The organism is Shewanella psychrophila (assembly GCF_002005305.1).
Classification (GTDB): domain Bacteria; phylum Pseudomonadota; class Gammaproteobacteria; order Enterobacterales; family Shewanellaceae; genus Shewanella; species Shewanella psychrophila.
In genome coordinates this window covers 916,639-939,938 of sequence record NZ_CP014782.1, presented here as the reverse complement: position 1 = coordinate 939,938, position 23,300 = coordinate 916,639, and the positions used below count along the sequence as shown (strand labels likewise).

The window sequence follows — 23,300 nt, the reverse complement described above, 5'->3', positions numbered from 1 at the left end:
AATACTCATAGCTCTAGCTGGGTACATGTGGCATTTACAAGCACCACAAACCAATAGTTCAAGTGTTACATCTTTAAGTCACAATACAGAGATTAAGTCTGCACCTAAGTTAGAACAAGCCTTTAAACCTGTGACCAACTCAGGTGGATCTATGCCTGAGGCCAATAAAGAGCTCATCCAATTCAAGCAAGTGCTGTCAGCAAACCTAAATCAAGAGTACCCGAATGGCATGGCCGGTATCGTCAAGCAGTTATCATTACTCGAAGTACGCGCCTATGTCATCGAAACTTACCATGATAAAGGTGCAAGCATCTTCAACGAGGTGATCACCTCAGTGTTTCCCTTATGGGCACAAGAAACTTTAAGCGCCATCGCCACCATGGATAACTATAACTCATGGTTACTCGACACCATGGCAGAGCTCAATACGCTCCCTTTTTTAGAAAGAAATGGTCGACTCTGGGACAAGCGTAATCAGCTGTTTGGCGACAATGCCAAATTGATTTGGTCAGATGAATTAGATCGTATCGCCGCACGTGAAGCTAACATGCAGCGGACCATAATTTTACTCGATGCTGCTGATGATACCGAGATCAACGAACGTCTGGCGATATTACAAAGTGCCCTGGAAGATAACTATGGCGGCGAGATACAAAACCTACTCATCAACAAGGGCATGATAGCCGACATATTCTTCAGATTTGGCAGTGTACAGCGAGATCTCGCTGCCATGGACGTACAAGACAGACAAGCGCAAATCGACAGCATTAGGCGAGATCTGTTATACGATGAAGACCAGATAACCTATTTGGCAGAACAAGACCAAATCAAAGAAGTTAACTGGCAAATCGGCTACACATACATGACAGAGCGACAAGCTATAATTGCGACGTACACAGGATCGCAGCTTGATTTAGCACTTGGGTCAGAAGCTGAATCGGCTGCTGACTTAAATCAGCAACAAGCATTACAGACCGCACTCAACAGCCTAAGAGAAAAGTACTTCGAACAAGATGCAACTACCCTATCAAAAGAAGAACAAAACGGCTTTTACCGTTACACCCGCCCACGCATCTACGGCAGGAATTGAATTGCTATAGAAAGGCTTCAAGAATAACTGTTAGCTAGGTTTCAGCCTCGTTAAATCGACATATTTAAACTGTTTAACTACCTTCTTTCCGGACGATTTTACTACCGTCATTCCGGCACTCTTTTAGGCCGGAATCCATTCTCTAGAATTCTAATCAGAAACCAAAAGCTGGATCCCGGAACAAGCCCGGGATGACAGAATAGTTGATAGCTCCGGGATACTTAACCTATCGTCATTCCGGTACTCTTTTAGACCGGAATCTATGTTTAGAAACGTCAAACCAACAGCTAGATCCCGGAACGAGTCCGGGATGACAGAATAGTTGATAGCTCCGGGATACTTACCTATTGTCATTCCGGTACTCTTTTAGGCCGGAATCCATTTTTGTCTGCTTTATCTCTGATCCTTATGACCCACTAGTCTAAAATTAGATTCTATTAACTTCATGGACGAAGATCATGCAGCCTTGTGTGTACATATTAGCCAGTAAGAAGAATGGGACCTTATATGTGGGGGGTCACTAGTGACCTTATTAAACGCATTTGGGAGCATAGAGAGCACCTAGTAACTGGATTTACTGATAGATACCATGTTACCCAGCTGGTTTACTATGAAGTGACGGACTCTATGTATTCGGCAATATCTCGTGAAAAGAAGCTTAAAAAGTGGCGTAGACAATGGAAAGTCAATCTTATTGAAAACCAGAATCCTGAATGGCATGACTTATGGAATGAGATTCAGAGCTGAACTTCTTTATAATCGACATTAAAAACTGGATCTCGGAACAAAAAAACCAGGTCGATAATTTCTCTCGGTTCTGACGATAACATCCTTGTTAAAAGGCCAGTTCTATTCCATGTCTCTCGCTCAATCATGATTTTCGCCCTGCTTCACTCTCGATAATAGCTCCTGCATTATTCTACCTTTGTCCATCCATGGACTCCTACCTCCTATATCCATATAGTCGTGCATTATCGACATTTCCACCTTGACCCATAGGAATATGGGAAATGTCTGAATGATATCAGGAGTATCAATGACCCATGTAGGTCTGTCTCTACCGTCTTTCCGGCATGCTTTTAGGCCGGAATCCACTGTTTAGAACTTAAAGACAAAAGCTGGATCCCGGAACAAGTCCGGGTCGATAATGGACTCGTACCTCCTATATCCTTATAGTCACCACGAACCGACATTTCCTACGTCCCTGTAGGTCAGAAGACAAAATAGTAGATAACTCCGAGATACTTGACCTATCGTCTTTCCGGCATGCTTTTAGGCCGGAATCCACTGTTTAGAACTTAAAGACAAAAGCTGGATCCCGGAACAAGTCCGGGAAGACTGCAAAAGAATCAAGTCCGGGTCGATAATGGACTCGTACCTCCTATATCCTTATAGTCACCACGAATCGACATTTCCTACGTCCCTGTAGGTCAAAGACAAAATAGTAGATAATTCCGAGATACTTGACCTATCGTCTTTCCGGTATTCTTTTGGCCGGAATCCATTCTTCGTCTTTTAAGTGAGCTCTAAACTTTGAATAATCTGGGGATAGAGAACTTCAAACTCCAGCTAATCTATTATCCAGCTTATCTATTATTCGCATCAGGTCACGGTACTCTGACGCACTGAGCACATCGAGTAGGCTTGCTTCCCATTTCAGTGCCTCTGGGGCGATAGCTAGGTAGAGTTTTTTACCCTCTTGGGTTAACTTTAATAGAGAGGCACGTTTATCATTTTCATTCGTGTGTTTTACCAGATAGCCTTTATCAAGCATGATCTTAACCGCACGTGAAACGGTAGACTTGTCCATTGATGCCAGTACGGTGAGGTCTTTGGCGCTAATGCCACCAGCCTTTCCCTCTACATTATCTTTACCTTCTTTATTTGTTGCATTGCTCTGCTCGGCTTCCTTTACTTGTTCAACAACACTAGCTTGTTCGAAAAGGTGTACTAGTATTCGCCACTCGGGCACCGTCAGGTTAAATTTATCTTGATAGACTTCGGCAAACTTTTCACTCACATTTTGGGCTAAGTTCACTAACCTGTAGGGAAGGAAGTGTTTTAATATGAGACTGGACTCGAGTGATTCAGGCATAGCATTCTCTTTCATTGTTTGGCTCTTTATTTAGCTCTTTATTTAGCTCTTTGTTTAGTACTTTATTTAGTACTGTGCGCTTATTTTAGAGAGATCGGCGACCAACTTATTCTCATATGAGATTAGTTTATTACAAATTTGGTTTAACGCCATTCACGAATTTTTGAGTCTACCGTTTCTGATGAAGCTTAAGAACAGAATCCAGTTATTGATAAGCTTTATGACACTAGAATAGCGACTTACAAACTACAACCTCTTAGCTGGCTTTACCTCTTTGTACCGTTTCATTTACAAAACCCAGTCAAAGTTGACAGTGATCCTTGTGACTATTTATAGCACAAAGATTGAAACTAGTCTCACTTGAGAGTAGTTTCAATCTAATAGAACGAAATAACAATATAAGTACCAAATCATCTGAGTGTGCACTTGGGTGCCATAGAGGACAAGTAAACATGACTATTGAACTAGAATACATGACAGGTTTTGGTAACGAGTTTGAGACAGAAGCCCTGCCAGGTGCCCTCCCTATCGGCCAGTTTAGCCCGCAGAAAGTAAAGTATGATCTGTATGCTGAGCAATTTAATGTCACCGCCTTTACCGCGCCTCGCTGTGATAATCGTCGCAACTGGTTCTACCGGATACGCCCATCAGTTGTTCAAGGTGAATATGAAGCCATAGACAACGCATTGGTTCGCAGTGCACCTATCACCGAAGTTATAACCCCACCCACTATGTTACGTTGGGATCCCGTCGAATTACCGACTGAAAAAACGGACTTCATCGATGGCTTAGTCACTATGGCGGCCAATGGTAGTGTTAACGGTCAGGCTGGTATTGGTATTCATATCTATGTGGCCAATAGTTCGATGGAAGGCCGTTATTTTTGCAATGCCGACGGCGAGCTTTTGTTTGTGCCCGAGCTTGGCGAGATCATCTTGCATACTGAATGTGGCAAGCTTGCCATTAAAGCCGGTGAAATTGCGGTCATTCCCCGTGGTATTAAATTCTCTGTCGAGTTACTCACTGACTCTGCTCGCGGTTATATCTGTGAAAACTATGGCCATCCTTATGTTCTTGCCGAACGCGGGCCTGTTGGCGCCAATGGTTATGCCAACGATCGAGACTTTGAGTATCCAATTGCCTGTTTTGAAGATAAAGAAGGTGATTTCGAATTAGTGACAAAGTTTGGCGGCAACCTGTTTCGCTGTGACATCGGCCACTCACCTTTCGATGTCGTTGCCTGGACCGGTAATAGCGCGCCATACAAGTACGACCTTTCACGCTTTAATGTGATCAATACCGTAAGCTTCGATCATCCCGACCCTTCTATATTTACCGTGCTGACATCCCCATCAGGTACACCGGGCGTTGCCAATATCGACTTTGTGGTATTTCCACCTCGTTGGATGGTTGCCGAGAATACCTTTAGGCCGCCTTATTATCATCGCAACATGATGAGTGAATTTATGGGTTTGATTGAAGGTGTATATGATGCCAAGGAACACGGTTTCATACCCGGAGGTTCAAGCCTACACAATTGCATGTCGCCCCATGGCCCCGAAGCCGAAGTATTCGAGAAGGCATCGAATGCTGAACTCGCTCCTCAGCGCTATGAAAACACCCTAGCGTTTATGTTCGAGTCGCGTTACATCATACAGCCGACTAAGTTTGCATTAGAAGGTAAGACACGACAGCCAAATTATTCCCAGTGCTGGAAAGCGATAAAGAAAAAGTTTAACAGAAGCTGCGAGTAACGAGTTTCGGTCGCAGAGTATAAGTAAAATTAAAGACTAAGAGGACAGCTTTGATCTATTGTCTTTCCGGCATGCTCCTTGGCCGGAATCCATTGCTTAGCACATAAAGACAACTGCTGGATCCCGGAACAAGTCCGGGATGACAGAATATATACTTACCTATCGTCATTCCGGTACTCTTTTAGGCCGGAATCCATTCTTAAGAACCAAGTAAAAAGCATATTTCCATTTGGGAAATACCTGTTGTCGTTATGGCAACTAGCCCTTCACTTCATAACACTTTAGTCTCTCGGTCATTACTGTATATCAACCAAGACCTTAACTGATTATGTTTCGTTACCTTTTGTGTAGTTTCGCTTTAGTGCTTGTGTATCCCTTAGGCATAGACCTGTATTTAGTCGGCTTGCCTGATATCGCGCGAGATTTAAATGCTTCACAGTCTGACTTGCACGTGGCCTTTTCGATTTATCTGGCGGGTATGGCATCGACCATGTTGTTAGCCGGATGGTTAGCTGATCATATCGGTCGAAAACCTGTTGCCTTGATGGGTGCTGCTATATTTGCCATTGCCTCCTGGTATGCAGCAAACTCAGTCACTGTCGATTACTTCTTGTTTGCCCGCTTCGGCCAAGGTATTGGCGCTGGCTTTTGTTATGTGGTGACTTTCGCTATTTTGCGTGACACTTTAGATGATGATAAGCGGGCTAAGATACTGACCATGATCAATGGTATTACCTGTATCGTACCTGTTTTGGCCCCGGTTATAGGTCATGTGATTTTAATCCGGTTCGAATGGTACAGTCTGTTTATTTCTATGGCGATAATGGCCACGCTGATCTTTCAGCTTTGTTTGTTGATATTAAAAGAAACCAAACCTAAGAACATTGAGAGTGCTCACAATTTCAACGGCTTAAGTAAAAACTTGGACAAGGCAAGTATCAATGAGTCGCTCGTCTCCCGGCTTTTTATCAGTCGTTTGATTATGACGTCCTTAGCCGTCACCACGATTCTGACCTATGTAAACATCTCTCCTATGTTATTGATGGAACAGATGCGCTATTCAACCGGTGAGTACTCGGCGGCTATGGCAGGCTTAGCGGCAGTTAGTATGACAACGTCATTTTTAGCCCCTAAGTTACTCACACGATTCGGCCAACACAGGATAATGTTAGCTTCTCAATGTCTATTTATAGGGTCTGCAGTTGTGCTTATGGCGGGTTATCAATTTAAGCTCGATAACAGTGTGAACCTACTCGGGATAAGTTTGATTTGCGCCGGCTTTTCACTCGGATTTGGTTCGGCCATGAGTCAGGCGCTATCACCTTTTAAACGTAGAGCGGGCATGGCGAGTTCAGTGCTGGGAATTTGCCAGATAGCTTGCTCGGCAATTTATATTACCTTGATGGGCTCGCTAGGCACGAGTGCACTGAATATGTTGATATTCTTGTTGCTGCTAGCTGGGACAACAAGCATCATACTCCTGCTTGTAGCCCCCAGTAAGACAGTATCAAGTGACAAGTTAACTCACAAGGTTTCGGAGCTAAACAGTAATGACAAAGTCCCTGCATCGTCTTGATTTGAACCTGCTGTTTACCATGCAGTTACTCTTAAACGAACGCAGCGTGACTAAGACCGCTAAAAAGCTTTCGGTTACGCCATCGGCTGTGAGTAAATCGCTGACAAAACTCAGAGATTGGTTTGATGACCCCTTGTTTGTGCGTACGCCACAAGGATTGCAAGCCACGCCGCTGGCTTTAAGTATGGAAGGCGAGCTTTCTGAATGGTTTCAAGTTGCCACTCAAATCGCAGCTAAACGCAGTAGTGAGACGCCTAAGGGCGTCAGCTTTCAGCTGATGATGGAATCGCCACTCCATATGCTTAAGCTTGGTGAGTTACCCCAACGTATCAATCAACAATATCCAGATGCCAATATTAAAATTCGTAACTGGGAGTATGACTCGTTAGCAGCCATTACCAATGGTGAGGCCGATATCGGTTTATGTGGACGGGAAAGCCACCCACGTTCATCTGAAACCCTCGACTTACTGCCCTACTTTATCGATTATGAGGTGCTGTTTACTGACTTGCCTGTGGTGTATCTCAGAGAAGATCATCCAGCGCTGGATGAAGTCTGGAATATGGACACCTTTTTAAAATACCGCCATATCAACATCCTCTGGGAAAAGAGTGAGACCTGGGCATTGGATGAAATTTTAGCTGAAGCTAGGTTAAGTCGTAATATTGCCCTGTCGTTATCAACCTTTGAGCAGTCCCTGTTTATGGCGGCCCAGTCAAATCAAACCATGTTCACTACTGCCCCTAGCTATTGCCGAGACTACATTAAACGATATCATCCCAACTTAGTTACCAGACCTTTACCCATCAGTGCTGAAGCCTGTAAACAGATAGAGATCCCCATTACCTTAATGTGGCATAAGCGCAATTCTCATAACCCTAAACTGCGCTGGCTCAAAGAGACGATTAAGGAGCTTTTTGAACAAAGCTAGGACGGGGAAGCTGAGGAAGAGCTGTCTCGAGTTACGAGCTTCTAGCTACGAGTTAACAACTAAGGCCTACTTTTAGCCACGAAACCCACCGTCGGGATGCTTATCTATTGTCATACCTGCGTGTTCAACTAGCGTCATTCCGGTATGATTGTTGGCCGGAATCTATTGTTTACGACTTCAAGACAAAAACTGGCTCCCGTCAGCTTCATTATTTGAGACTTGTTCCTCTTTGGCTCATAACTAAGGATTTCTAGCAAGTCGTTAACGAGTAAGTTAATCTCGGCCTGGCTATTAACAGCTACTAATAACTCGTTAGGACATTATAATAACCAAGGCACTGGCTATGACTGGTGCGGTAAAGTTTACAAGGGAAAACAAGAATGAACTTATTGAAAATAAGTCGTAAATACCATAGATGGTTAATGCTATTTGTGGGTGTGCAATTTGTCATTTGGTCCGTTTCTGGGGCTTATATGGTGATCTTCGATATCGATTATATTCACGGCGACAGCTTAGTGGAGGATCATCAGGACAAGCTCAACCCGGATAGCATCGACTATCCATTAGCCAAGCTTATTCAGGCTTATCCGGAAGCCGAGCGTTTAGAAATGGGCGTTTTTCTAGGTAAAGAGGTGTACCGCTTCAAGCAAGGTGAACAGAATTTTTTACTCGATGCTCATACTGGCCTGCTATTATCTCCCCTCGACAAAACCATGGCAGTCAAAGCCGCTAAACACTATTACAGTGGTAACGGTGAGGTAGCAGAGGTCGAGTTAATCACTCAAAACCCACCTTTCGAGCTCAGCCGCCGAGTATTACCCGCATGGCGGGTTAATTTCGATGACTTCGGCAGCCCTTCTATTTATGTCTCGGCCGAGACAGGCAAGCTGGTGGCTAAACGTCATGAGTTCTGGCGCACCTTCGATCTTATGTTCAGTTTACATGTGATGGATTATGAAGATGAAGACCCCAGTAACTGGTTATTATTCTGGTTTTTGTTGTTCTCTCTAACGGCTTCTATTCTCGGGCTTATCTTAACTTATTATAGAATCTTTAAATCTGGGGCGGATGAGGGAGGCTCGGCTGAGCCCGATGACGGCATGCGCTTAGATAAAGACTCAGGCGAAAATAAGAGATCAGGCAAAGCTGCTTTCAATAAGGAGGCAAGCTAATGTTGTTAATTAAGAAAATTCATAAATGGTTATCACTTTTAGTCGGCCTACAGCTGCTTATTTGGCTAGGTACTGGCTTGTATTTCAATGCCATGGATCCCCTAGCGGCCTCGGGTAATCAATATCGCGTATCGGTTACTGAGCCCAAGGCTGAATTATCTAAATTAATTGAGCCCAAGCAAGTATTGCAAGATTTTAAAGGTGCTGTTTCATTGACGCAGATATCATTACTCGCCAAACCTTACTATCTGCTTACTCAGAAAAAAGCACTCTACCCATACTTTGACAATGACTACACCTTGGTCGATGCAGTAACGGGTAAACAAACAGTAGTCGATGAAACGATGGCAAAATCTCTGGCGAGCGCATCATACAAGGGACCTGGGGAAATTGTCAGTGCCGTGAAACAAGGGCCACCCTTCGACGATAGACTAAAAGAGAAAAATATTCTCTGGCGTATCGATTTTGACGATGAAATTAATACTCGAGTGTATCTCGATGCAGGCTCAGGCCGACTTGCGGCACACACTAACGATGACAGACGTATCGTCGACATCGCATTTATGCTGCACTTTATGGATTACGCCGAGGAGCGTAGTTTCAACAATGTTCAAATTATCGTATTCGCCGTATTCACTCTGTTCTTTGCCTTTACCGGCCTGATATGGACCGTAGAGCTTGGTTTTAATGGAAAATATACCTTGGCATCACTGTTTGGCGGACGTTTCGCTAAAGCCAAGAAGATAAAAATTTATGACAAACACGCTAAGAGTTTAGGCAAACTGGCCATGTCCAGCCATGAGAACCTGCTCGATAGCTTGATCAATCATGATATTGCCCTGCCCTCGACTTGTGGCGGAGGTGGAACATGTGGTCGATGTAAGATAAAAGTGACATCCAAAGTTAAGATGACCTCGGCGGATAAGAGTCAGTTGACCGAGCAAGAACTTGAACAAGGTTATCGGTTAGCCTGTCAGCATAATAGTGACGAGCTTGAGCAATTGACTTTAGTTGATGTGACTAAGGCTGCGAGCCACAAATTACAGTTAATAAGCAGTGAGTTTATCAGTCCTTACATCAAGGAATTGCGCTTTAAATCTGTCGGCGGTGAGCGCCTTAAATTTAAGGCCGGCGCCTTTATGCGCTTCTTCATTCCTGCTGCCCAAGGTAGCTCTATTCCCGTGGACTTGCCGGCAGCGTTACAACATCATTGGCAAGAAGTATTAAGAATGGACTATGAACACTTAGCCTGCAGTCGTAACTACTCTCTGGCTAATGGCGATGGCCAGACTGATGAGCTGGTGTTCACCGTAAAAATTCAGACTCCACCGCACGCTAAGTTTAAACCTGGAATTGGCTCGAGCTACATCTGCAATCTGGCTCTGGGGAAAACCATAGAAGCTGTAGGTCCATTTGAGGAGTTCTTCGCTATGGGATCTGATAATAAAGACTCAACCTCGCCCATGGTGCTAATAGGAGCAGGCTCAGGCATGGCGCCACTGAAAGCCTTGATAGAGGAGCAGTTGATAAAATTAAATAGTCTACGGCCGATACATTTTTACTTCGGTGCCCGTACTCAAGCCGATCTTATTTACAGGGACACTTTCAAGCAACTTGCAGCCACTTTCCCTAACTTCAGCTACATTCCCGTACTGTCTCGTACAACATCGGCTGAAGATAATACCTGGGATGGGGCGAAAGGATATGTACAAGATCATTTGGCAAGGGATCTGGACACTGAATTTGAATCATCATTAGATAAAGCCGAGTTTTATCTCTGTGGCCCATCAGCCATGATGAGTTCGACCATAGAGCTGCTTAAATCCAAGCAAGTGGATGAAAGTCACATTGCCTTCGATGATTTTGCTTAAGTTAAGCGTTTAGTCAGCAGCTGATAAAAGTAAGCCCGGCATAGATGCCGAGCTTACTTTTATTACAAGAGACCTAATTAAACTTAATGGTATTAGGCCAATTTAACTTTGATATCCAACAGTTGTAGAAAGATGGCTAAATTCAGCGGCTTTTGTAGAAAGCTAATGTCGGGATACGCATCGGCATTAGGTATCTCGCTCTTGTCGTTAGCCGATAAGATAAAGTAATGAACCTTGTGAGTTTGACTCTGGCGCATCTCGCCTATTAAGCTAATCCCGTCGACTTTAGCAAGGCGGTAATCCATGACCACAATCTGAGGCTCGGATGCTTTAAAGGCATCAAATGCCTCATCTTCATCTTGAAATGAACTGACAATAAACCCACCAGTCTCCAATATGCTGCCGCACACCTCTAAATTAAATCGATTATCATCCACAAGTAACAAAGAGACATCTGCATATTTTTTTCTGGTGATCTGACTAACATTGGCAGGTGTTAGCTGCGCAGAAGAACTTGCGATGTCACTTGCTGCGTTCGAACTCAATTCAGCCCCTAGACTTGAGCCTTGGGCTTTATATTCATTGGTTATGCAATTTAGCTGTGTGATCTTGTCAGCCCTAGCACTACCCGGATTATCAAGAGTGTTTAGCTGTTTCACATTGTGATTGTTTACTGAAGAAGCCCTTCGATATGGGAAGCGAAACAGCACTAATGTGCCTCTATTTTCCTGACTACGTATGCGTATATAACCGCCAACGTCTTCAATCACTTTTTTGCAGGTATATAAGCCTATACCTATGCCAGACTGACTGGTAGGTGTGACATTGGGATCGGTATTGAAAGGATGAGTGAGGGCTTTTATCGAGCCTGCCGACATGCCTTTACCGGTATCTTTGACCGCCACACGCACAAAATCTTGCCCTGCCACAGACTTTAAGCTGATATCGAAGACGACTTCTCTGCCACTGCTGTATTTAAACGCGTTATTGATGAAGTTAGTCGTCAGTTGGAAAAACTTAGTGCTGTCTAGGCCAATATACTTCGGCATATTGGCTTGTACCCTCATGACCAGACGCTTATCGTGGGTTTGACTAAAGGCGTTATAGTAATCATTTATCGCATTGAGTTCATCGAGGAAATTAACATTCCGATAATCTAAACTCAGGTGTCCCGCCTCGGCTTTCGAAAAGTTCAGGGTATTTTCAGCGACGCTATTAAGCAGGTTTGCCGACCAGATGATTTTATCTAAGGTGCTTCGTCCGGAGACATCGCAGTAATTACTGTTTTTGAGCATCTGGCTGTAGCCTAAGACTGCATTGATAGGCGTGCGGATCTCATGGTTGATGCTGGACAGCAAGGCAAACTTGGACTTGGTCTCTATGGTCATCTGAGTGATACGCATATGGTTGCGGATTTTAAGGTACAGGAGTACTGATAGACTCATCCCCATTGCCGTAATAAACAACACCAGCAAATACAGTTCATATGTTTGGCCTGATGGTGCAATAGACCAGGCCGATATACTGTATTTCCTATTATATTCAGGCAAGTCGACAGAGTCGGTACCTTGATACTTAAAAAATGAGCTCAGCCAGTTGGCATCTTCTTTATTACAGTACTCATTGCTAAAATGTGTGTCATCCAGAGTTAGCTGAGCACAGATCCCCTTATGTTGCTCCAACCTTTGTTGTACTCTTTGATGAGAAATGGCATACACCAGAAACGGCATATTATGCTCATCTATGTTCACTATCAGGCTGGAAAAACCTTCCATCAGATATTCCAGTTTACCATCTGCACCCACTTGCACTTTGCCAGCTAATATTTCAGCCTGAAAATCCGGATCTGATATGTATTTCACTCGGTGATCATCGTCAAGAGTAAAAGCAACGGCTGATTTTATCTTTAACAGCTCCTCGGAGAAAATATTGAATTCTTCCTTTGTCACTATGGCTGAGGCATTAAAAAGTGAGCGCAATGCATTGAGTATGATCTTATGTTGCAGCAACATATCATGAGTCGAATTAAACAACAGATCTGCTTTTTGCTGATAGTCATCTTCGAACTCTTTATAGGAGTGGTGTAAGAGTAATATATTGACCAGTAAGGTCGCCAGCAACCCTATGATGATACAAAGAAGTGACGAGGCTCTAGATTTCACACTTAACGACCTTAATTTCATTTTGAAGCATTAAAATAGTAAACATGAGTTCCTGTTTACTCTGTGGATCGAAAAAAACAGCTTCATTTTGAATCATTAAATAGCTACAGATCCCCTTCAATTTATGGGCTAGAGATGAGAGCTGTAAAAGCTCTGAGGCATCTAGCCTCTGTGCCTGAGAAAATAAACTGTCTAACTCTTCACTGAGCACATCAAGCAGATGTAACCTTTTTTCTTCATGCTGGTGAACGAAAAATGCGAGTATTTTATGATAAATAGAGTTATTACGACTATTCATAAGCTCTCCCTACTGTTGGCTGTAGCTGTCTACCCAAGACGTCACGTAACGACCTTCTATCGGCGGACTAAAATAATAACCTTGGGCAATTTCACACCCTAAGCCTTTTAATAAATTCAACACACTCAATGTTTCTACCCCTTCGGCCACCACTTTTACCTTTAGTTTCTTGGCTAAGGCGATAGTCGACTCGACGATGGCCAAGTGTTTAGGGTTGATATCCAGATCTGAGATGAAATCTTTATCGATCTTAATTTCATCAAATGGAATATTATCGAGGCGGTCGAAGGTTGAATAGCTTTTACCAAAATCATCTAAAGAGATAGTGATATCGTTGATAATCAACTTGGCTATAGATCTCAATGCCATATCTTGATCTATGGTTTGCTGAGACTCAGTTAGCTCCAAGATGAGATGAATATTAGGCTGCTGACTTTTCTTATCAATGACGTAGTTGATGAAATCCTCAGAGAGTAAGTCTTCTGCACTGATGTTGACCGAGAGTGAGAATTTCTGCAGTTGTGGGCATAACTCCCATTGAGTCATTGCCTGATCTAACACCAGTTGTGAAAACTGGCAGTTCAATCCAGCTTTGTTTATTAAAGGAATAAAACGGTCGGGATAGATGAAACCATCACCTTGTATGCATAACCTTGAGAGCGCTTCGAATCCCACTATAGATTGACTACTAATATCGACTTTTGGCTGATAACAGAGGATTAGATTGTCTTGATTGAGCAAGGAGCCAATATGTTCACTAGTAATGCCATGAATAGTCTCGACTAATTTAGGCTCCTGTTTAGGAGCCTTATATTTAAGGGCTGTCAGTAAGGTAAACAGGTGCCCAATATCCACTGGTTTTTGAAATACTCCTACTAAATTCAGATTGAAACTTTCGGTAATATTGCTGATGAGTTCTAAGGTTCGAATATCTGAGCTGCTCACCACCGCCAACGGCAATCCATGACAGTCACGACATGTGGCCATATGATTGATGATGGACAGGCCATCGCCATTATCCATCTTAAGATCGGCAATCACCAAGTCAAATTGCTCAAAGGCTGGCAGCTCATTGTTTTTAAGTAAGTCTATCGCCTGATTGCCGCTATCTGCCTCATAGAATTGCATGGGTTGCTTTTCAACCAACTTTTCAAAGTCCGCTTTTATCGATTCGCGAATAAAACGTTGATCATCCACTATCAGAATGTTCATCTTGCTTGTTTCCCTTTAACGCCTAGATCGATAATCTGGTTTAGATTCGAAGGAGATATGACCGCCAACTTTAACAAAAATCGATTTGCCATCACTTCTGAACGACTCACAAGAAATGATGTAATATCGATTTTATTCTTACCCTTAGTTACAGATTTAATCTTGAAAGGCGATAATTTAACGCCATTGAGCTTTTTAATTAAGCTGTCGTCACACACACTGAAACTCAGGTAAGTGAGATGCTTTTGACTGGCAAAAAAGTTCATATAAACGGACATCAGGCTGTTCTCAACCTGAGTCGTCGCTCCCGCTGAGGATAAGACCAAGACTGCATTAGTTTGTCCCTTAACATTGAGTCGGGAGATATCTTGTAGATTAACCTTGAAATTTAACAACTCGAGAATGGTATGAGATCGTGTTTCCATAAAGAGACAATGGCCGATTATCTGGCCACCAAAAGCCGTGGCCACACTAATTTTAAGCTCGCCGAGTTGTCTTCTCTGGCTGTCTATCTCATCGAGACTCAAGCAAGGGTTGCCTTCATATTGAAGAATCATTCCCAAGATTAAATGAAAACAAGGGTGCTTATTGTCTATTTCTTCAATACGATACTCATCGTTACGATAGTAAGGATGAGTTGATTTACGCTTGTTAATCGGTAATGCCAATAGCTTAGTGCACTCATTAAGAAACTCATTATCTTTGCCATATATATCGACTAATTCGTGATTATATAGCTCAACAATTTCAGCCTGTTTGGCCAGTGAAGGTATATTCACTCCCCTCTCCCACCGACTGACTGTGATCGTATCAAGGTTATAAAAGAGACTGCTCTGCTCTCTTAAATGCAAACAGAATTGCTCTTGAGAAAGCTCATTATGTTGTCGAGTATTTTTTAAAAAGATAGAGAACACATGACTATCTTTAGCGCTTGTGTAGCAGTAAGCTGTAGAGCTCATATCGTGTTCCATTGGTTTTGCTTATATTTTCTAAAAGGTCCAAGTACTCATCTTTATTGATGCCATCAATACGTTCTGGATGCATTTCGGTATAAACGATCCACATACGATGGAGTTTTCCGACAAAATATAGTCCGGTCACTTGTTCATCAACCATATATTTCCCCTAGTCTTCAAATCATCGTTAATTGTTAAATTATCTAACATACGAGTGTAAAACATTCTTGATACCCGGGACATTGGCAAGTTAGTTCCGGATTTAGAATTGAAATGCCTAGAAGGGGGTCAATAGATCAAAACCATTGAAAAGATATACACTAAGTAGCCAAATAAAGCTTTTTATGAGGGTTTTATGCCTTCTAACCAAGTTGTAAAAACCTCACGCTAGAAGTGAGCTAAAGATAAAAAGACAGAATCAGGCTGTACAATAATATCTAACTTTTCATTTAGCTTATATAGCACGATTTTTCATCTAGGGAAGATGAAAGCTCGATTAAAACATCAAGAGTTAGCCGATCACATGTCTCCATCAGAGCATACTTAATAATGGTATTGAGTCTAACTGAAAGAGTCGAAACTTAATATACTCGATACTCGGGAGGGGCAAACAATATTGGAAGCTTTTGTAAGAGAGCCGTTACCCTGTTCAATGACATAAGGGTCGCGATAAGTTAGGCCAAAAGCCCTCTAGGGTACGCCCATTTTTGACAAAACTCCCAACCATTTTCACGGCAAGCAAATCCCGCCTGATATCGATTGAAACTGAATTGAACATGTAGGCTAGTAGTCAATGAAGCAAGCATTTTGGCATCTTGTTGTTCAGAGTCCCATGTTTGAGATGAAGGACTCAATAATGCACATATGACAAGAACGGCAGTTAAAGACATCGCGGGAAATAACGAGGTTTCATCTAATTTAAGTTTAGGTCTTAAGGCCATCTACTACTCCATGAATATCTTTATTTACCCAATAAAATTAACACATGTCGGTAAGAATGAACAAGGTTATCAGGATAATCCCCCTTGGTTAAATACAAGTCCCCCTCAGCAGATAATAGATCTTCTGAGGGGTTATGATGTTCCAGTGCATCAGATGTGATGATTAATTCAAGTCTTCTTTACTTAAAATGCCCCCGCCGAGAGCGCGGTATAAGGTGATCATCGACAACAACCTGTCTCGTTTTACCAGACTCAAGCTGAGCTCGGCACTAAACAGGCTCCGCTGGGCATCCATAAGATCCAGGGAGCTCGAAACGCCATTACGGTACCTGAGCGTCGCCAAACGATTATATTCGGTCGATGCAGCAACCAGTTCCTGTTGCGCCTCTATGGCCAGCTCTGAACGTCTAAAGCTATTCATGGCATCATTCACCTCGAAGTAAGCTCTTAGCACTGTACTGCGATATCCCAGCAATGCCTGTTTAGATCCTTCTTGTGCGATATCGTATTGGGCAGATATGCTACCGGCATTAAAAATGGGGGCAGTGATCCCCCCCAACAGAGACCAGGTTACACCTTGGCTGTCAAAGATGCTGCTCAAGTCATCAGTTTCCGTGCCATAGCTACCTGTAATGGTAAACGAGGGAAAGAAAGCTGTTTTGGCGACACCTACATTGGCATTCGCCGCAATCACGGCTTGCTCCGCGGCCTTGACATCGGGGCGCTGAGATAACATCTGTGACGGCACCCCCACAGCAAACTTATCTGGAAACAATTTCCCCTCGGCTTTAAGTTGAGTTTCCGTTTTAACTGTTAAAGGATAGCTAAATTTACCGAGCAATATCCGCAGTTGGTTGGCTTTTTCCTGTCGCTCAAAATCTAAATCTGGCAGTGTGACTTTCGCACTTTGGTATTCGACTTCAGCCTGGCGTACCTCCAGTCCGGAAATGACGCCGTTTTGTTTACGTAAGCGCGCAAGATCACGCTCCTTTTTACGTAGGTCCACCGTATTTAAGGAGATTTCATACCTCTGCTCTATATCCAACCACTCATAATAGCGGCTGGCCACATCACTTATTAAGCTGATTGCTGCGAGATTGAGTGATTCTTGAGCTGAGAGGAAATTAGCATATTCGGCTTCGCTGCGACGTCTGTTGGCGCCCCAGATATCCAGCTCCCAGGCCACTGTCCCCGCCAGATTGAACTCGTTGCCATGACTTGGGTCAGTGCTAGTGATACCACTATCAATAGAACGCTCGGCGTCAGCATTGATCCCCAGTGCCGGATAAAGCGCTGCATCGGTTACTGTGATATTTGAACGTGCGGCGATAAGCCGTGAGCGTACGGTTTCCAGATCTAAGTTCTTCGCTAGGGCATGTTCTATCAACACTTGTAAGTCGGTATCCAGATAGAAATCACGCCAATGGGTCATGCCAATATTTGGCCCGGGGGCTTGTGCTAAATCGTTATGATATTGCTCAGGAATATCCAGATCTGGTTGCTGATAATCTGGTCCCATGGCACAGCCAGACAAAAATATGCCAGTCGTTAGGGCACAAGCGAGTCGTTGTCGTTTGAAAGAGTGATGTTTAAACATGGCTCGATCCCTCCACAGGTGTATTAGACCCGGTAGCCGAGTTGTCCTCTGAATCTTTTTCTGGTTTTATCTTAGATTTAAGCCATCCAGCCGTAGTCACAAAGAACAGTGGCACCATGACTATGCCTATAGTCGTCGCAAATATCATTCCGCAAAGTATTGGTATAGAGATACTCTGTCTGCTCACTGCGCCGGGGCCCACCGATAGGACAAGGGGTAACACACCGAGAATAAAAGCCATAGAGGTCATCAAGATGGGTCTGAAACGCATATTGGCCGCTTCCAACGCTGCATCGAGTCGGCTCTTACCCTGTTTATGCAGTTGATTGGCAAACTCAACGATTAAGATGGAGTTCTTAGCAGCCATACCTATGAGTGCGATAAAGGCAACCTGGAAAAACAGGTTACTCTCCATGCCACTCACTAAGGTGCCCAAGGATGCACCTAACATAGCAATAGGCGCAATCAGCAGCACGGCTATGGGGATGGTCCAGCTCTCATAGAGGGCAGCGAGAAACAAAAAGACGAACACCATGGCTAATGTGACTGCAATACTGGTCTGGTTCGCCGATTGCACTTCTTGATAGGTAATTCCAGTCCATTCATAGCTGAACTCTTTAGGTAACATTGGTTTAGCCACACGTTCAATCGCTTTAATTACATCACCCGAGGCATAACCAGGTGCAGGAGTGGCGTTAATTGACGCGCTTGAAAACAAGTTATAATGAGTCACAGCGGCGGGTCCCACTGAGTATTCATATTTTGCCAGTACACCTATGGGAACCATGGCCCCGGTTGCAGAGCGCACATAGTAATCTTTTATCTGCTCAGGAAACTGACGATAGGTCTCTTGCGCCTGTACCTTTACCCGGTAAACACGTCCGAACAAGTTAAAATCATTTACCGTGGATGAGTCGGTAAAGGTTTTAATGGTGCTATAAATATCGGCGACATTGACCCCGATGGCCATAGCCTTAGCCTCGTCGACCGTCAGATGAAGTTGAGGGATAGCGCTCTGCAGAGATAAACCTGCGGTGGCAATTTCTGGTTGCAGTTTAAGCTTCTCGACCAGTTCATCGGCTGTTTCCATCAGGCCTCGAAAATTAGTGCCAGAGGTATCCTGTAACTCCATCTCTACGCCTGAGCCACTGCCTAAGCCAGGTACGGCGGAAGGCAAATAGAGGTTAAATTCCGCTTCTAAGATCCCCTGTAATGAAGCATCTATCTCTTTCATCACCTGCTGTACTGTGGCATCTGTCTCTACCCGTTCAGACCATGGCTTTAAGATGATCTCAAATTGCCCATTGGCCTGATTAGAGCCTGAGCGGCGGTTCTCACCGGCTAAGGTAAATGAATAAGCGACTGCTGGATTGGCCAGCACTTTAGCTTCGGCTTTTTTAAGCACGGCTTGAGAGCGGTTAACCGTCGCGCCATCGGGCAAGGTCATGTCGATAAAGAATCGGCCCTGATCTTCATTAGGCATAAAGCTGGACGGCAAGCTGGACATGATCAGATACACGCCTCCCACCATAAGACCAAAGACAAGATAGCTTCTCTTGGCGTGCTTTGTGGTTAGTGCTACTAAGGCCACATACTTGCTGGTACTGGTATCGAGTTTGTCGTTTATCCATTTAAAGAAACCCGATGTGGCTTTGTCTCCGGGTTTGAGCAATAAGGCACATAAAGCCGGCGACAGAGTCAGTGCAACCACAGTAGAGATAAGTACCGCCACAGTAATAGCTACCGCAAATTCACGGTACATGATACCTGTGATCCCTGACAAGAATGACACAGGTACAAACACTGCGGCGAGCACCAGACTGGTGGCGACCAAGGCACCAGACAGCTCTTTCATGGCGGTGCGTGTGGCCTCCACCGGACTGAGACCATTTTCATTCATCAAGCGTTCGACATTCTCCACCACCACGATGGCATCATCCACCACGATACCGATAGCCAGCACTAAAGCTAACAAGCTTACGGTATTGATGGTGAAGCCAAACACTAACATGGCTGCCAATGTGCCTATCAAGGAAACAGGCACGGCAATGGCGGGAATGAGTGTGGCGCGAACATTTTGCAAAAACAGGTATACGACTAATATCACCAGAATGAGGGCCTCGACTAAGGTTTTGACTACCTCATCGATGGAGTTCTCGATAAACACGGATGCATCGAAGAAGACTTCCCAATTCATGCCTTGAGGAAACTTCTCAGCGAGCTTAGCCATCTCTTTCTTAACGTTTTTGGTCACCTCTAAGGCGTTAGAGCCAGGCAACAGATAGACTTGTAAGATAGTGGCATTGGCACCATTTAACTGAGACTGCAGTGTATAAGCAGATGAGCCTAGCTCAATCTGAGCTATGTCTCTGAGACGTATGATGGAGCCATCATTATTAGCCCGAACGATAATTTCATTGAACTGTGGCACACTGCTCATGCGACCCGAGGCTGTAATTGGCAAGGTCATACTAAGCGAATCACTATTAGGCTGTGAACCGATAGTCCCCACAGGAGATTCTTTGTTCTGGGCCTTGATGGCAGCGATCACATCGGCTGTGGTTAAGCCGTAACCCGCCATGGTATCTGGCTTTAACCAGACTCGCATCGAATAGCTACGCGCGCCAGTGTTACGCACCCGGCCGACGCCAGGAATACGCTTAAGCGCCGATTCGATATTGATGGTGCCATAGTTACTCAGATAAATTTCATCATAACGCTCATCACTGGAGGTTAACGCCAGCTTGAGCAGTTCAACTGAGGCTTCTTTCGATACGGTCACGCCCTCAGTCTGCACATCGATGGGCAAGCTGCCACTGGCTTGTTGGGTCGAATTTTGTACATCTACCGCAGCAAGATCTGGGTTGGTTCCGACATCGAAGGTGATGGTGACATTGGCGCTGCCCGAGTTAGTACTCTTTGAGCTCATGTAGATCATATTTGGCAAGCCATTGAGCTCTTGCTCTAAGGGTGTGGCCACCGACTCTGCCGCCGTCGTCGACGTCGCGCCAGGGTAAGATGCTGACACCTTAACCTGTGGCGGAGTGATATAGGGATATTGATCGATAGGCAGATTAAACATGCCGATCAAGCCCAATAACACAATAACGATTGAGATAACACAAGCAAAGACAGGACGATTAACGAAATACTGAGCCATTATTTCTGCTCCTGCTTCTGCTCAAGTTCCTGCTGCTTAAGTGCCTGTTTCTTCTGTTTCGTGTCTTCCTTCTTATGATATTGCTCCGCAGTTAATGGCTCGGCTAATTGTCCATGACGGACCCGATGCATGCCTTCAACAATAACCAGCTCTCCCGCCTTGAGGCCACTCCTGACCACCACGCCCATTTTTCCTTGATGTTCAATCACGATAAAACGGCGTTCAACCTTATGATCCGGCAACACGACCATCACATAGACTCCACCTTGCTCGACTTGAGTGGCTTTTTGAGGAATAACGATGGCGTTGGTCACCTCATTGAGCTTGATTCGGACATTGGTATATTGGCCTGGAAGCAGTTCTTTATCAGGATTGGGTAACTCGGCGCGTACCTGGAATGTACCTGTCTCGGGGTTAACCGATGGATCGGTGAAACGTACGTCACCCAGATAACGATACTCACTGTTATCGGGCAAGGTGATGGTAACAAAACCTTCAACAGCCTTACCTTCGGTCTCGGCCTCTTTTTGTTCACTGTAGCTGGTCATGCGTCTTCTGGCATTGAGATAATCCAGGGCCGACATGTTAAATGTGACGTAGATTGGATCTACCCGCTTCACTCGGGTCAACAATGACTGGCCACTGCTTCCCACTAAGGCTCCTATGTCGACTTCTGAACGACTAACCAGCCCTGATATGGGTGAGCGTATTTCGGTATAGCTTAATTCCAATTCAGCCTCTTCTAATTCGGCCTCACTCGCGGCCAGACTCGATCTTGATTGGGACAACACGGACAAGGCATTGTCGAAGTCCAGCTGACTGGCGGCATCTTGCTCGTAGAGAGGCTTTAATCTGTCCACATCACGCCTGGCCTTATCTAACATAGATTGCTGTGACTCGACATTGGCGTTCAGTCTATTAACTACGGCACTATAAGGACGATTATCAATACGATAGAGCACTGTGCCCTCTTTCACTGCGCTGCCTTCGATGAAACTCTTATCTTCAACGAAGCCATCCACCCGCGCCCTGACCTCTACATCCAGTGAGGCCTGAGTGATCCCTACGTAATTTCCATAGAGTGGCACTGTAGCGGTTTTAACCTGCTCGACGACCACTAATTTGGGGGTGATTTTGGGCACGTCCTTCTCACAACCTATCAGTGTTGCTGTACCTATGAGTAACGCCAAGGCGAGCGCTGAACGAGTGAAAACCTGTGCCATATTCATGTCCCAAAATTATTTTTGATGATCGGATGTCTGTTTTTGTTCTATTTACATTCAACTTATGAGTATCTATATAGAAATATTCATTAAGTTAATCAAATGTGAGTGTAAGTTCTAAACAACTGTAACAGCAAGAGAATGTTAACTTTAATCCGGGATTGGCCAATAAACGTTCAACAAACACGTGTAAATAGCGTATTTCTTTCTTGGCTGTTGAATCTGTGTAATTGAAATGCAGCTGAGTATTAAATATTTTTAGTTGAGCACAGGCATAATTGTTGCGCTGTTTTTGACGAGATAAGTGAGACTTGCAGGAAATAAAGCAGTAAGCCTAATCAAAGTCGAATAAAAATCAGGCCTACCACGACACTTACCGAGAAAGATTTGCATCAACCTTTTGCTTAAACTCTTCTGAAAGTTGATTCAAAGGGGTAAGGTCTTTATTGCTTTGACGGCTTCGACTGAACATAGAAGCGGCGATAAACAACTCAAACCAGAGGCTCAGCGCCTCGGCGTTGCCCTTTTCACCCGATGCCGCCATTGCTAATACTGCCACTTCGGCTGTGCCTAACTGGAAGTCCCGGCTGCCTTTTCTCAAACCATACTTGGCGACGGTCTCAGGGGTAAAAGAGAGCAGTGGTAAATCATGTAGGTATGGACTCTTGCGGAACATCTTGATCGCTTCGCGCCAGCTACCGTCTAGCATAATAAACAGTGGCTTCTTGTCACTATCTAGCGCTGTTGGTTTAAGTTCACTGACTACAGTTTGCTGTGGATAGGCATATTCACCGGGGAAGATGACAAAAGGCTGATAGCAAGGATCCTGTATCAATGCCAACATTTTTTGGTTTGCCTGGGTTCTGGACCAGATATAGGCATGAGTATCAGGAATGAGATCCGCGATAAGACGACCACTATTACTGGGTTTTAGCACCTCATCATCATACATGATAAGTAGAAATGCATTATCAGAAACAAGCTGCTGGCGACTGTTACAGGTGCAGTATGTTTGTGCCAGTAAACACAGCTCACATCTGATCAGGTTCTTGCCTCTTGCTCCATAAGGTCGGGTGGAGATCGCCTTACGGTATTGGTAAAGCTTATGGATAGCGTGTTGCTTAAGATTCATAACTCGTCATTTGTGATTAAATTTTTTGATAGCCGTTATCGGCGCATCCGTTATTTTACTATCGGGCCGAACACCACACAATAGTTTTCAGCAGCCTGGCAGTTTGCCCCTATCAAGTGATGAGCTCGCC

General features: G+C 44.3%; 18 protein-coding genes. 8 read left to right on the top strand and 10 right to left on the bottom strand.

Annotated features, from left to right (window positions below; all coding sequences use genetic code 11):
• The first annotated feature begins 25 nt into the window (after positions 1 to 25).
• Positions 26 to 1,090: a hypothetical protein gene (locus sps_RS04155; RefSeq protein WP_149027211.1), complete on the top strand. Its 1,065-nt coding sequence runs from the start codon at positions 26 to 28 to the stop codon at positions 1,088 to 1,090.
• 507 nt (positions 1,091 to 1,597) lie between these two features.
• Positions 1,598 to 1,837, top strand: coding sequence for a GIY-YIG nuclease family protein (locus sps_RS04150; RefSeq protein WP_335695441.1), 240 nt, complete (start codon positions 1,598 to 1,600; stop codon positions 1,835 to 1,837).
• An 811-nt stretch (positions 1,838 to 2,648) separates the two neighbouring features.
• On the opposite strand, the gene sps_RS04140 is transcribed toward sps_RS04150, so the two are convergent.
• The gene (locus sps_RS04140) at positions 2,649 to 3,185 is read right to left on the bottom strand and encodes a MarR family winged helix-turn-helix transcriptional regulator (RefSeq protein ID WP_077755540.1); all 537 of its coding nucleotides are present in this window, start codon (positions 3,183 to 3,185) and stop codon (positions 2,649 to 2,651) included.
• Between the two features lie 452 nt (positions 3,186 to 3,637).
• Between sps_RS04140 and hmgA the strand changes: the two genes are divergently transcribed.
• The 5 genes from hmgA (at position 3,638) to sps_RS04115 (ending at position 10,489) form a co-directional block, all read left to right on the top strand.
• Entirely contained in the window at positions 3,638 to 4,939 is a 1,302-nt protein-coding gene (gene hmgA, locus sps_RS04135) for a homogentisate 1,2-dioxygenase (RefSeq protein WP_077751376.1), read from the top strand.
• 328 nt (positions 4,940 to 5,267) lie between these two features.
• Positions 5,268 to 6,515 carry an MFS transporter gene (locus tag sps_RS04130; RefSeq protein ID WP_077751375.1) on the top strand — a complete coding sequence of 416 codons (1,248 nt, stop codon included), beginning with the start codon at positions 5,268 to 5,270 and terminating at the stop codon, positions 6,513 to 6,515.
• On the top strand, positions 6,490 to 7,446 hold the full coding sequence (gene yidZ / locus sps_RS04125; protein WP_077751374.1) for an HTH-type transcriptional regulator YidZ: 957 nt from the start codon (positions 6,490 to 6,492) through the stop codon (positions 7,444 to 7,446). The genes sps_RS04130 and yidZ overlap by 26 nt, the downstream gene beginning before the upstream one ends.
• A gap of 380 nt (positions 7,447 to 7,826) precedes the next feature.
• Positions 7,827 to 8,618, top strand: a complete 792-nt coding sequence (locus sps_RS04120) for a hypothetical protein (protein ID WP_077751373.1) — start codon at positions 7,827 to 7,829, stop codon at positions 8,616 to 8,618.
• A complete protein-coding gene (locus sps_RS04115) occupies positions 8,618 to 10,489 on the top strand; it encodes a 2Fe-2S iron-sulfur cluster-binding protein (protein WP_077751372.1) in 1,872 nt (623 codons plus the stop codon). The genes sps_RS04120 and sps_RS04115 overlap by 1 nt, the downstream gene beginning before the upstream one ends.
• Positions 10,490 to 10,581: 92 nt before the next feature.
• Here the strand turns inward: sps_RS04115 and sps_RS04110 are convergent, their stop codons facing one another.
• From sps_RS04110 to sps_RS28425, 5 genes are all read right to left on the bottom strand, one after another.
• Positions 10,582 to 12,651 carry an ATP-binding response regulator gene (locus sps_RS04110; protein ID WP_169915674.1) on the bottom strand — a complete coding sequence of 690 codons (2,070 nt, stop codon included), beginning with the start codon at positions 12,649 to 12,651 and terminating at the stop codon, positions 10,582 to 10,584.
• The gene (locus sps_RS04105; protein ID WP_077751370.1) at positions 12,641 to 12,949 is read right to left on the bottom strand and encodes a hypothetical protein; all 309 of its coding nucleotides are present in this window, start codon (positions 12,947 to 12,949) and stop codon (positions 12,641 to 12,643) included. The genes sps_RS04110 and sps_RS04105 overlap by 11 nt, the downstream gene beginning before the upstream one ends.
• Before the next feature lie 9 nt (positions 12,950 to 12,958).
• On the bottom strand, positions 12,959 to 14,161 hold the full coding sequence (locus sps_RS04100; protein WP_077751369.1) for an EAL domain-containing response regulator: 1,203 nt from the start codon (positions 14,159 to 14,161) through the stop codon (positions 12,959 to 12,961).
• Positions 14,158 to 14,940: an XRE family transcriptional regulator gene (locus sps_RS04095; protein WP_218919627.1), complete on the bottom strand. Its 783-nt coding sequence runs from the start codon at positions 14,938 to 14,940 to the stop codon at positions 14,158 to 14,160. Before sps_RS04095 ends, sps_RS04100 begins: the two co-directional genes overlap by 4 nt.
• A gap of 145 nt (positions 14,941 to 15,085) precedes the next feature.
• Positions 15,086 to 15,277: a hypothetical protein gene (locus tag sps_RS28425; RefSeq protein WP_169915619.1), complete on the bottom strand. Its 192-nt coding sequence runs from the start codon at positions 15,275 to 15,277 to the stop codon at positions 15,086 to 15,088.
• A 704-nt stretch (positions 15,278 to 15,981) separates the two neighbouring features.
• Here sps_RS28425 and sps_RS28010 point away from each other — a divergent pair.
• Positions 15,982 to 16,218 (top strand): hypothetical protein, encoded by a 237-nt coding sequence (locus sps_RS28010; protein ID WP_149027210.1) that lies wholly within the window; start codon positions 15,982 to 15,984, stop codon positions 16,216 to 16,218.
• Between the two features lie 3 nt (positions 16,219 to 16,221).
• On the opposite strand, the gene sps_RS04085 is transcribed toward sps_RS28010, so the two are convergent.
• From sps_RS04085 to sps_RS04070, 4 genes are all read right to left on the bottom strand, one after another.
• Positions 16,222 to 17,655 (bottom strand): efflux transporter outer membrane subunit, encoded by a 1,434-nt coding sequence (locus sps_RS04085; protein WP_077751366.1) that lies wholly within the window; start codon positions 17,653 to 17,655, stop codon positions 16,222 to 16,224.
• Positions 17,648 to 20,815, bottom strand: a complete 3,168-nt coding sequence (locus sps_RS04080) for an efflux RND transporter permease subunit (protein WP_077751365.1) — start codon at positions 20,813 to 20,815, stop codon at positions 17,648 to 17,650. Before sps_RS04080 ends, sps_RS04085 begins: the two co-directional genes overlap by 8 nt.
• A complete protein-coding gene (locus tag sps_RS04075; RefSeq protein ID WP_077751364.1) occupies positions 20,815 to 22,038 on the bottom strand; it encodes an efflux RND transporter periplasmic adaptor subunit in 1,224 nt (407 codons plus the stop codon). Before sps_RS04075 ends, sps_RS04080 begins: the two co-directional genes overlap by 1 nt.
• Before the next feature lie 373 nt (positions 22,039 to 22,411).
• Positions 22,412 to 23,170 carry a tRNA-uridine aminocarboxypropyltransferase gene (locus tag sps_RS04070; RefSeq protein ID WP_077751363.1) on the bottom strand — a complete coding sequence of 253 codons (759 nt, stop codon included), beginning with the start codon at positions 23,168 to 23,170 and terminating at the stop codon, positions 22,412 to 22,414.
• Between the last annotated feature and the right edge of the window lie 130 nt (positions 23,171 to 23,300).

Excerpts from the sequence above, each read along its gene's own strand:
- sps_RS04155 (WP_149027211.1), top strand. The coding sequence starts at position 26 with ATGTGGCATTTACAAGCACCACAAACCAATAGTTCAAGTGTTACATCT.
- sps_RS04150 (WP_335695441.1), top strand. The coding sequence starts at position 1,598 with ATGTGGGGGGTCACTAGTGACCTTATTAAACGCATTTGGGAGCATAGA.
- sps_RS04140 (WP_077755540.1), bottom strand. The coding sequence starts at position 3,185 with ATGCCTGAATCACTCGAGTCCAGTCTCATATTAAAACACTTCCTTCCC.
- hmgA (WP_077751376.1), top strand. The coding sequence starts at position 3,638 with ATGACTATTGAACTAGAATACATGACAGGTTTTGGTAACGAGTTTGAG.
- sps_RS04130 (WP_077751375.1), top strand. The coding sequence starts at position 5,268 with ATGTTTCGTTACCTTTTGTGTAGTTTCGCTTTAGTGCTTGTGTATCCC.
- yidZ (WP_077751374.1), top strand. The coding sequence starts at position 6,490 with ATGACAAAGTCCCTGCATCGTCTTGATTTGAACCTGCTGTTTACCATG.
- sps_RS04120 (WP_077751373.1), top strand. The coding sequence starts at position 7,827 with ATGAACTTATTGAAAATAAGTCGTAAATACCATAGATGGTTAATGCTA.
- sps_RS04115 (WP_077751372.1), top strand. The coding sequence starts at position 8,618 with ATGTTGTTAATTAAGAAAATTCATAAATGGTTATCACTTTTAGTCGGC.
- sps_RS04105 (WP_077751370.1), bottom strand. The coding sequence starts at position 12,949 with ATGAATAGTCGTAATAACTCTATTTATCATAAAATACTCGCATTTTTC.
- sps_RS04100 (WP_077751369.1), bottom strand. The coding sequence starts at position 14,161 with ATGAACATTCTGATAGTGGATGATCAACGTTTTATTCGCGAATCGATA.
- sps_RS28425 (WP_169915619.1), bottom strand. The coding sequence starts at position 15,277 with ATGGTTGATGAACAAGTGACCGGACTATATTTTGTCGGAAAACTCCAT.
- sps_RS28010 (WP_149027210.1), top strand. The coding sequence starts at position 15,982 with ATGACAAGAACGGCAGTTAAAGACATCGCGGGAAATAACGAGGTTTCA.
- sps_RS04085 (WP_077751366.1), bottom strand. The coding sequence starts at position 17,655 with ATGTTTAAACATCACTCTTTCAAACGACAACGACTCGCTTGTGCCCTA.
- sps_RS04080 (WP_077751365.1), bottom strand. The coding sequence starts at position 20,815 with ATGGCTCAGTATTTCGTTAATCGTCCTGTCTTTGCTTGTGTTATCTCA.
- sps_RS04075 (WP_077751364.1), bottom strand. The coding sequence starts at position 22,038 with ATGGCACAGGTTTTCACTCGTTCAGCGCTCGCCTTGGCGTTACTCATA.
- sps_RS04070 (WP_077751363.1), bottom strand. The coding sequence starts at position 23,170 with ATGAATCTTAAGCAACACGCTATCCATAAGCTTTACCAATACCGTAAG.